This is a genomic window from Stenotrophomonas sp. Sm6012, assembly GCF_030985895.1.
In the GTDB taxonomy this organism is placed as follows: Bacteria; Pseudomonadota; Gammaproteobacteria; order Xanthomonadales; family Xanthomonadaceae; genus Stenotrophomonas; species Stenotrophomonas forensis.
The window spans coordinates 1-9,885 of sequence record NZ_JAPTFX010000159.1; the positions used below are offsets into that span (position 1 = coordinate 1).

The following is a 9,885-nucleotide window of genomic DNA, read 5'->3' on the forward strand; positions in this document are numbered from 1 at the left end:
GCCCCCCCCCAACGCCATGACATCTGCACGCAACGCAGCCACTCACGGCGTGGCTCTACTGCTGATCGCCCACGTCGCGCACGCAGCCGACCGCCTGCAGCTCGACCCGGCAGGGCTGAGCCCTGCGCAGCAGCAGCTGGCCGGCCAGACCCTGGCCGATGTGCAGTCACTGCTGCCGGACGGCCTGCTACGTGCGTTGCCGACGCAGGTGCAGGTGCGCTGGGGCGCTGACCTGCCCGCCGAGGTGCATGGCCGTGCATTCGCCGGCCGCATCACGCTGCGCCGCGACCTGCTGGACGACCGCGTGCCCGGTGCGCGACGGGCTCGACGCAGCGCACTGGTGCACGAGCTGACCCACGTCGCCGACCGCAATGGCGCCGATTGGTCGCGCAGTGCGCGCTGGCGCGATCTGGCCGGGTGGCAACGCAAGCCGTGGCATCTCGGTCGCGGCCACAACGACTTCCGTGATCGCAGCCCGGATGGCTATGAGCTGAAGGATCCGGCCGAATACCTCGCGGTGAATGCCGAGCATTTCGTGCTCGATGCCGAGTTCACCTGCCGTCGGCCGGCACTGGCGCAGTGGTACCAGCAACACTTCGGCACACCGCCGTCGCTGCCGCAGCCGCAGTGCGATAGCAGTGTTCCGTTGCTGCAGGCGGAGCCGGAAGAGGGGGCGGCATCACTGCTGCAGCTGGATCCCTCACGGGTGTACGCGGTGGATTACCTGTTCGCCGAAGGCAGCGCGCAGCCGATGAGCCGCTGGGGCCACAGCATGCTGCGGCTGGTGATCTGCCGGCCCGGCCGCGCGCCGGGGCCGGACTGCCGCCTCGATCTGGAATACCACCGCGTGCTGTCGTTCCGCGCCTTTGTCGGCGATGTGCAGATTTCAAACTGGCGCGGCCTGACCGGCGGCTATCCCTCGCGCCTGTTCGTGCTGCCACTGCAGCAGGTGGTGGACGAGTACACCAAGGTCGAACTTCGCGGGCTGCAGTCGTTGCCCCTGCAGCTGGAACGCGACGAGATCGCCAGCCTGCTCGAGCGTACCGCGCAGGTGCACTGGAGCTATGACGGGCGCTATTACTTCGTCAGCAACAACTGCGCGGTGGAGACCGCGAAGCTGCTGCAGGCCGGTGTGCCGCGGCTCGGAAGTGCCGGCCTGGCGCAGCTGAGCCCGCGCGGGCTGAAGCGCCGGCTGGCGCGCCTGCAGGTGCTGGACGAGCAGGTACTGGACGATCGCGATTCAGCACAGGCGCAGGGCTATTACTTCGCCTCGGCGCGTGACCACTTCCAGCAGTTGTTCAATGTGGCTGCCGCCCAGCTGGCGTTGCCCGCGCGCGATGTGCGCGGCTGGCTGAAGCTGCCCGCACGGCAGCGGGCACCGTGGCTGCTGCAGGGTGACCTGCGGGCGAGCGCAGGCCTGCTGCTGTTGGAGCAGGCTACGCAACGGCGTGCCGAACTGCGCGCGCGCGATGTGCTCAAGCGGCAGCTGCTGGGTGCACCGGACAGTGCCCAGACCCGCAACCTGCGCGGGTTGCTGGAGCAGAGTGGGCAATGGCTGCGCCCGGGGACGCTGCTGCAGGGCGATGGCTACGGATTGCCGTTGGCCGACGAGCAGGCGCTCCTGATGCAGGCCGTGGCCACTGCCAGCGCGCAGGCGGTACCGGCGTGGCAGGCGCTGCGCCTGCAGCTGCGCCAGCAGTTGCCGGTGAAGCAGCGCGAGGAAATGGATGCGATCGATGCCAATCTGGCCGCGCTTGGTGCACGCCTGCGCACGCAGGCCGCCAGCTCGCCTACTGGCGCGGCAGTTCGATGACGAAACGGCTGCCGCCGGCGCTGCCCGGCATGCAGTAGACGCGGCCTCCGTGGGCGTCGGCGATGGCCTTGACAACGGCCAGGCCGAGCCCGCTGCCGCCGCCCTGGCGCGAGCGCGAGCCGTCGGCACGCATGAACGGAGTGAAGATATCGGTGTGGAGTTCCGGGTCGATGCCCGGGCCCTCATCTTCGATGGCCACCTGCACATGCGCTGGCGTGTCATGCACCGCAATCCGCACCTTGCCCGGGCTGGCATAGCGACGCGCGTTCTCCAGCAGTGCCAGCAGCGCCTGGCGCAGCCGGGTCGGGTCGCAGTGCGCGGTGTGTTCCTCGCGGCTGGTTTCCAGTTCCAGCACGAAGCCGGCAGCGCGGAACTGCGGGTCGACCAGGGTCATCACCGAATGCACCTCGGCCACCACGTCGGTGCGCGCGCGGCGCACGTCCAGCCGCGCATTGTCGGACAGGCTCAGCACGCGCAGGTCCTCGATCAGGCGCGACAGGCCCTCGACCTGGGCAAGCAGGCGGCGGAACTGGGATTCGTCAGGCTGGAATACGCCTTCGGCCAGCCCCTGCAGGCGGCCGCGCAGGATCGTCACCGGCGTGCGCAGCTCGTGGGCGATCGCGGCGTGCCACATGGCCCGCTCGCTCTCCATGTGCTGCAGGCGCCGCGCCATCGCATTGAAATCCTCGACCAGGGTGGCCACTTCGCCCGGCGAGTTCTCTTCGACGCTGGCGCGTGCACCGAGATCGCCGCCGGCCAGCGCGCGGACGCTGTCGACCAGCGAGTTCAGCGGCGACAGGATGCGATGTGCGAGGCGGAACGAGGCCGCGATGGCCAGGGCCAGTCCGGTCAGGATCACCCCGACCATCCACGCCAGCTCCGGCCCGGTAGGCAGCCAGCTTTCCGGCTCCTCGGCACTGCCGGGGAAGAACTCGACCAGCACTGCATACAACAGCCACGAAGACAGGATCATCATCACGATCACGCCGATCACCATCAGCGACATCGAGACGATGATGTGGCGGCTCAGACCGGAGCGGCGCAGGGTGCCCATCAGCGGTCGGCCATCAACCGGTAACCGACGCCGCGCACACTGGCCGGTACATTGAGCATGCCCACCTCATCCAGCTTGCGTCGCAGCTTGCTGACATGGCTGTCGACGGTGCGCTCCAGCGCCTCGCTCTCCGGCAGGCACTCGTGCATCAGTTCGCTGCGGCTGAAGATGCGCGTGGGTGCCAGTGCCATGCAGTGCAGCAGCTTGAACTCGGTGAGGGTGAGCAGGACTTCATGGCTGTAGCCGTCGCCCTCCACGTGCACGGCATGGGTTGCCGAGTCGATCAGCAGCGGGCCCACGCGCAGCGCGCTGGGTGCATCCACGCGCGAAGCGCGCAGTGTACGCCGCAGCACGGCGCGCACGCGCGCGGCCACCTCGGCCGGGTTGAACGGCTTGACCACGTAGTCGTCGGCGCCCATGCGCAGTGCGGTCAGCTTGTCCAGGTCCTGGTCCAGCGCGGTCAGCATGATCACCGGCGTATCGCCGCGCTGGCGCAGCTGGGTCAACACGCTCCAGCCATCCAGGCGAGGCAGTTGCACGTCCAGCAGGACCAGGTCGGGGCGGGCGCTGCGGTGCAGGTCGAGCGCGCCGTGGCCATCGGCGGCACGCAGGGTGCGCAGTCCTTCGCGTTCCAGATAGGCGGTGAGAATATCGGCGATCTCGGCCTCATCCTCGACAATCAGGACGAGGGCGGCCAGGGCAGGGGAGGCATGCATGCGGGGGCGGGGCCTTAAGGTGCTTGCCTCCATCGTATCTCCACAGTTCCTCCATCGAAACCCCATCATCGCCCCGCACACTGCGTTCTTCAGAACCTTTCAGCCGCCCGCGCGGCATTGTGCACAGCAATGAGAACCTTCAGGACTCCGGCCGCGTTGATCGCGGCCTTCGCTCTGGCCATGACGGCCTGCTCCTCCCCCGAAGCCCCGCCCGAAGCCGCACCGCGTGTCAGCGTGGTCACTGTCGGCCCGCAGGTGGTGCAACGTGACGACGAACTGCCCGGCCGCGTGGCCGCCGTGCGCACCGCGCAGATCCGCGCACAGGTAGGTGGCATCGTGCAGCGCCGCCTGTTCGAGCAGGGCGCCGAAGTGAACGCCGGCCAGCCCCTGTTCCAGATCGATCCGGCCGCTTTCCGTGCCGACGTCGACTCAGCGCTGGCTGCGCTGCAGCGCAGTGAAGCGGCATTGGGCCGCAGCCGCGTGCAGTCGCAGCGACTGCATGCCCTGGCCGCCGCGCAGGCGGTCAGCCAGCAGCATCGCGATGATGCCAGCGCCGAGTACGAACAGGCACGCGCGGCAGTGAATGAAGCGCGCGCGATCCTGTCCCGTCGCCAGCTCGATCTGCGCTATGCGACGGTCAGCGCACCGATTGCCGGCCGCATCGACCAGGCGTTGGTGACCGAAGGGGCGCTGGTCGGCGTCGCCGATGCCGAGCCGATGGCGGTGGTGCAGCAGATCGACCAGGTCTACGTCGACGTGCGCCAGCCGGCCGCGCAGCTGGAGTCGCTGCAGCGCAGCGCCGCCGGCGCTGGCGAACTGCCGGTGACGATCATCGGCGCGGCCGGCAAGCCGCTGTCCGAACGCGGCCAGCTGTTGTTCTCCGGCATCAACGTCGATGCGCGCACCGGTGATGTGATCCTGCGCATACTGGTCGACAATCCGCAGCGCCAGCTGCTGCCGGGCATGTACGTGCGTGCCAGGGTGCCGCGCGGCGCCCCGGCCAGTGCGCTGACCGTGCCGCAGCAGGCGGTGCTGCGCAGCGCGGGTGGCCAGGCCTACGCCTGGGTGATCGCGGGCGACGGCAAGGCAGTGATCCGCACGCTGGAGGTCGACGGCAGCGTTGATCGCCAGTGGCTGGTCCGGCACGGGCTGAAGGCCGGCGAGCGGGTGGTGGTCGAGGGCCAGGAGCGCCTGCAGGAAGGCGTGGTGGTCGATGCGCGCGACTGGCAGCGACCGGTCGCCAGCGCCGGTGCGGTGCAGGCCGGCAGCAAGGGCTGAGCCTTTCCCGGGCCAGTCTCTCCAGGGAAATCCAACATGGCACGTTTCTTCATTGATCGCCCGGTGTTCGCCTGGGTGCTGGCGATCTTCATCATCCTGGCGGGCGTACTGGCGATTCCGCGCCTGGCCGTGGAGCGCTATCCGGCCGTCGCGCCGCCCAGTGTCAGCATCTATGCCAGCTACCCGGGTGCCAGCCCGCAGACGCTGAACGACGCGGTGGTCGGACTGATCGAGCGCGAGCTGTCCAGCGTCAAGCACCTGCTGTACTTCGAATCGTCGGTGGATACCTCCGGTGAAGCCTCGATCACCGCCACCTTCAAGCCGGGGACCAACCCGGAGCTGGCACAGGTGGACGTGCAGAACCGGATCAAGGCGATCGAGCCGCGACTGCCGCGCAGCGTGCGCCAGAACGGCCTGTTCGTGGAAGCGGCCGATTCCGGCTTCCTGATGCTGGTCGGCCTGCGCTCGCCGGATGCCAGTGTCAGCGAGGCGGCGCTGGGTGACTTCATGGCGCGCAACATCATCGAAGAGCTGCGCCGCATCGATGGCGTCGGCCGCGTACAGCTGTTCGGTGCCGAGCAGGCCATGCGGGTGTGGCTGGACCCGACCCGGTTGACCGGCTACGGCCTGACCATGGGCGACGTGGCCGCGGCCATCGAGCAGCAGAACCTGGAGATCTCGCCGGGCCGCATCGGCGATTCGCCGGGTGTCCCCGGCCAGCGCATCACCGTGCCGTTGAGCGCCGATGGCCAGTTGTCCACGCCGGAACAGTTCGCCGCCATCGTGCTGCGTGCTGGCAGCGACGGTTCAAGGGTCGTGCTGGGTGATGTCGCCCGTGTGGAGCTGGGTGCACAGAGTTACGCCTGGGGCACGCGGGAAGACGGTCACCCGGCGACGGCGGCCGGCGTGCAGCTGCGCCCGGGCGCGAACGCAGTGCGGACCGCCGCCGCAGTGCGCGAACGCATGGCCGAGCTGGCACCGCTGCTGCCGCGTGGCGTGGAGTCGAGCATTCCGTTCGACACCGCGCCGTTCGTCAAGATCTCGATCCAGAAGGTGGTGCAGACGCTGCTCGAAGCGATGCTGCTGGTGTTCGCGGTGATGTACCTGTTCCTGCAGAACTGGCGTTATACGCTGATTCCGGCGCTGGTCGCCCCGATCGCGCTGCTGGGCACCTTCGCGGTGATGCTGGCGCTGGGTTTCTCGATCAACGTGCTGACCATGTTCGGGATGGTGCTGGCGATCGGCATCATCGTCGACGATGCGATCGTGGTGGTCGAGGGCGTGGAACGGATCATGGCCGAGGAGGGCCTGCCACCGCGCGAGGCCACCATCAAGGCGATGCGCGAGCTGACCGGCGCGGTGATCGGCATCACCCTGGTATTGACCGCGGTGTTCATTCCGATGGCGTTGGCCAGCGGCTCGGTGGGCGCGATCTACCGCCAGTTCACCGTGGCGATGGCGGTGTCGATCCTGTTCTCGGCGCTGCTGGCGCTGAGCCTGACCCCGGCGCTGTGCGCGACCTTGTTGCGCCCGAATAGCCATGGTCATCACGGTCGTGGCGGGCTGTTCGGCGCCTTCAATCGTGGCTTCGAGAGGATGACCGGGCGTTACCAGCGCGGCGTGGCCGCGGTGCTGCAGCGGAGCGGGCGGGTGATGGGCGTGTTCGCTGCGCTGGTGGCCGCATTGCTGCTGGGCCTGCACTGGCTGCCGGGTGCGTTCCTGCCGGAAGAGGACCAGGGTTATTTCATGACCTCGATCCAGCTGCCGGCCGAAGCCACGGCCGAGCGCACCCTGGCGGTGGTGGAAGCCTACGAACGGCATGTGGCGTCGCGCCCGGGCATCGGCTCCAACCAGTCGATCCTCGGTTACAGCTTTTCCGGTTCCGGCCCGAGCGCGGCGCTGACCTACACCATGCTGAAGGACTGGGGCGAGCGCGCCGGTGCTACCGCAGCCGGTGAGGTGGCGGCGGCGCAGAAGGCGATGGCGGCCGTCGCCGAGGGCGAGGTGATGAGCGTGATGCCACCGGCCATCGACAGCCTGGGGCGTTCGTCCGGCTTCTCGCTGGCCCTGCAGGCACGCACCGGGCAGAGCCAGGCCGAGTTGCGTGCGGCCCTGCAGCAGCTGCTGAAACTGGCCGAGGCCAGCCCGCTGCTGTCGGAGGTGCATGCCGATGGCCTGCCGGCCGGCACCAGCGTGCGGCTGGACATCGACCGCGCCAAGGCCGAGGCGATGGGCGTGGGCTTCGAGCACATCAGCAGCACGCTGTCGGCAGCGATGGGCTCGCAGTACGTCAACGATTTCCCCAACAAGGGCCGGTTGCAGCAGGTGATCCTGCAGGCCGACGCACCGCACCGGATGGAACTGGAGGACGTGCTGAAGCTGTACGTGCGCAACAGCGAAGGCGGCATGGTGGCGCTGTCCGAACTGGTCACGCCGCACTGGACCGAGGCGCCGCTGCAGCTGCAGCGCTATCTCGGTTTCCCGGCGCTGAATCTGTCCGGCGCACCGGCTTCGGGCGTGTCGACCGGCCAGGCCATGGCGGAGATGGAGCGGTTGGCCAGGCAGCTGCCCTCCGGCTTCGCCCTGCAGTGGACCAGCCAATCGCTGCAGGAGCGCGAATCGGGGGCACAGGCACCGTGGCTGCTGCTGTTGTCGATGCTGGTGGTGTTCCTGGTGCTGGCGGCGCTGTACGAGAGCTGGTCGATTCCACTGGCGGTGATGCTGGTGGTGCCGCTGGGCCTGCTCGGGGCGGTCGCGGCGGTGCTGTTGCGCGGCATGCCCAATGATGTGTTCTTCAAGGTGGGCATGATCACGGTGATCGGGCTGTCGGCGAAGAACGCGATCCTCATCGTCGAATTCGCGCGGCAGCTGCAGCAGCAGGGGCGCGGCCTGGCCGAAGCGGCGCTGGAGGCGGCGCGGCTGCGCCTGCGGCCGATCGTGATGACCTCGCTGGCGTTCGCGCTGGGCGTGGTGCCGCTGATGCTGGCGCAGGGCGCGTCGAAGGAAACCCAGCAGGCGATCGGAACCGGTGTGTTCGGCGGCATGGTCAGTGCGACCGTGCTGGCGGTGTTCTTCGTGCCGGTCTTCTATGTAGTGGTGCAGGGCGCGCGGCAATGGATCGCGCAACGCCTGCGCAGGCGCCGGCCGATGCCGGAAGGATCCGTGGATGGAACGGGACATCGTTGACGACCTGCATGAACTGCAGTTGATCGCACTGGAGCAGCGTCTGTGCCAGGCGCTGCTGGCCGGCGACCACGATGCATTGGGCACGCTGGTATCGCCAGCGCTGTTCATGATGGATGGACAGGGCGGGCGCATGCTCGAGCTGCCCTGGCTGGGCGAGTGGCTCGCAGGCCACCTGCAGGTGCGCAGCCTGCAGCTGCACACGGTGGAGACGCTGCTGTGCGGGCGGCTGGCGCTGGTGTCCAGCGATGTACGCCTGGCGGTGTGTCGGCAGGGCCGTGAGTGCGAATTGAAACTGCGCCTGCTGCGGGTGTGGACCTGCAGTTCCGGCGACAGCGGCGCTCAACTGCTGTCGATGGCGGTGCTGGCCGCGTGAGCGTGGTCAGGCCGCTTTCAGGCCCCGCTCACCGCCAGGTGATAGGGTCGATCCTCTCAGTAGTGTCGACAAGGAGTCGAGCCATGCGTGTAGTTCCCAGTCTGTTGGCAGCCTCCCTGGGGTTGGTGCTGGCTGCGTGCCAGCCGGCACAGCCGCCCGCCGCGGGCGGCAATGATGCCGCGCCGCCGGCCGCGCCCGAACCGGCTGCCAGCACCGGCGCCGGCAGCGAGACCTTGTACCAGTGCGGCGATCTGAACGTGCGCGCGACCTTCAATGGCGAGGATGCGGCCACGGTGGTGATCGGCGATCGCAGCTTTGCGATGACCTCCGAGCGGGCGGCGTCGGGCGCGAAGTATGGTGATGGCCAGGGCAACAGCTTCTGGACCAAGGGCAGCGATGACGGCCTGTTGAGCCTGAAGGGCAAGCCGGACCGCGAATGCCACGCGGTGGAAGCCACCGAGGGCGATGGCAGCGCCGGCAACGCGGCGTTCCGTGCTACCGGCAACGAACCGGGCTGGCTGGCGGTCGTGGATGGCGACAAGCCCGGCCTGCAGGTGGAAGTGGATTACGGTGAGCGCCGCTTCGACGTGGCCAAGCCCACCGAAGGTGCCGACGGCTGGAGCGGGAAGGCGTCCGATGGCACCGACGTCAAGCTCAGCTTCCAGCGCACCACCTGCCAGGACGACATGAGTGGCGAATCGTTCGAGGCCAAGGTGAATCTGACCATCGGCACCCGCCAGTACCACGGCTGCGGCAACTTCGGCGCCCAGCAGCCGTAAGCGATCCGTAGAGCCGTCACGGTGCCCAGCTGCCCGAGGATGCTGCCTGAGGCGGCGTGCGCCGCAGGCAGCACGAGGCGCTTAGTCGGCGCGTCCGGCGAATTCACCGGTGGCGGTGTTCACCAGCACGCGTTCGCCGTTGACGATGTACTCCGGCACCATGATCTCGATACCGGTGTTGAGCTTGGCCGGCTTCGGGCGCTTGGTGGCGGTGCCACCCTTCAGTTCCGGCGGGGTCTCGATCACTTCCAGCACCACCGAGGCCGGCAGCTGGATCGCCACCGGCTGCTCGTCAATGACCTGCACGTAGATGCCGGTCAGGCCGTCGGTGATGTAGCCGGCGTCGTCGCCGATCACGTCCGCGTCCAGCGTGTACGGGGTGTAGTCCTCGTCATCGAGGAACACGAAAGCGTCGCCGTCCTTGTACGAGTAGGTGGACTGGCGGCGCAGCAGTTCAACCTCGACCAGGTTGTCGTCGGCATCGAAGCTGGCGTCGAGCTTGTTGCCGCCCGGCACGCTGTACATGATGAAGCGGAAGCGGACGTTGCCGCCGCGACCCTGCGGCGAGCTGCGCTCGATGTCGCGGATCTGGTACACGCCGTTGTTGTACTCGACGACGTTGCCCTTCTTGATGTCGTTGGCTTTCATGATGATGTTGGTCGTTGGGGGAGGGCGCCGTCCCGGCG

8 protein-coding genes are annotated in these 9,885 nt (G+C 68.4%); 5 read left to right on the forward strand and 3 right to left on the reverse strand.

Features of this window, described 5'->3' with window-relative positions; all coding sequences use genetic code 11:
* Nucleotides 1-16 precede the first annotated feature (16 nt).
* Complete coding sequence (locus O0J73_RS19405) at nucleotides 17-1,813, forward strand: DUF4105 domain-containing protein (RefSeq protein WP_308309414.1); 1,797 nt, start codon at nucleotides 17-19, stop codon at nucleotides 1,811-1,813.
* Here O0J73_RS19405 and O0J73_RS19410 read toward each other — a convergent pair.
* Together O0J73_RS19410 and O0J73_RS19415 are read right to left on the reverse strand one after the other, a co-directional pair.
* Nucleotides 1,791-2,867 (reverse strand): ATP-binding protein, encoded by a 1,077-nt coding sequence (locus O0J73_RS19410; protein ID WP_308309409.1) that lies wholly within the window; start codon nucleotides 2,865-2,867, stop codon nucleotides 1,791-1,793. The two genes, O0J73_RS19405 and O0J73_RS19410, sit on opposite strands and share 23 nt — an antisense overlap.
* Nucleotides 2,867-3,583: a response regulator gene (locus O0J73_RS19415; RefSeq protein ID WP_008267289.1), complete on the reverse strand. Its 717-nt coding sequence runs from the start codon at nucleotides 3,581-3,583 to the stop codon at nucleotides 2,867-2,869. Before O0J73_RS19415 ends, O0J73_RS19410 begins: the two co-directional genes overlap by 1 nt.
* A 129-nt stretch (nucleotides 3,584-3,712) precedes the next feature.
* Here O0J73_RS19415 and O0J73_RS19420 point away from each other — a divergent pair, with 129 nt between their 5' ends.
* The 4 genes from O0J73_RS19420 to O0J73_RS19435 all read left to right on the forward strand — a co-directional run bounded on the left by O0J73_RS19420 (nucleotide 3,713) and on the right by O0J73_RS19435 (nucleotide 9,199).
* Nucleotides 3,713-4,861, forward strand: a complete 1,149-nt coding sequence (locus O0J73_RS19420; RefSeq protein ID WP_197564929.1) for an efflux RND transporter periplasmic adaptor subunit — start codon at nucleotides 3,713-3,715, stop codon at nucleotides 4,859-4,861.
* Nucleotides 4,862-4,897: 36 nt separating this feature from the next.
* The gene (locus O0J73_RS19425) at nucleotides 4,898-8,047 is read left to right on the forward strand and encodes a multidrug efflux RND transporter permease subunit (RefSeq protein ID WP_308309410.1); all 3,150 of its coding nucleotides are present in this window, start codon (nucleotides 4,898-4,900) and stop codon (nucleotides 8,045-8,047) included.
* Nucleotides 8,028-8,420 carry a nuclear transport factor 2 family protein gene (locus tag O0J73_RS19430; protein ID WP_308309411.1) on the forward strand — a complete coding sequence of 131 codons (393 nt, stop codon included), beginning with the start codon at nucleotides 8,028-8,030 and terminating at the stop codon, nucleotides 8,418-8,420. Before O0J73_RS19425 ends, O0J73_RS19430 begins: the two co-directional genes overlap by 20 nt.
* A gap of 83 nt (nucleotides 8,421-8,503) precedes the next feature.
* Nucleotides 8,504-9,199, forward strand: a complete 696-nt coding sequence (locus O0J73_RS19435) for an MliC family protein (RefSeq protein WP_308309412.1) — start codon at nucleotides 8,504-8,506, stop codon at nucleotides 9,197-9,199.
* 81 nt (nucleotides 9,200-9,280) lie between these two features.
* On the opposite strand, the gene yeiP is transcribed toward O0J73_RS19435, so the two are convergent.
* Entirely contained in the window at nucleotides 9,281-9,847 is a 567-nt protein-coding gene (gene yeiP / locus O0J73_RS19440) for an elongation factor P-like protein YeiP (RefSeq protein ID WP_005409468.1), read from the reverse strand.
* Nucleotides 9,848-9,885 lie beyond the last annotated feature (38 nt).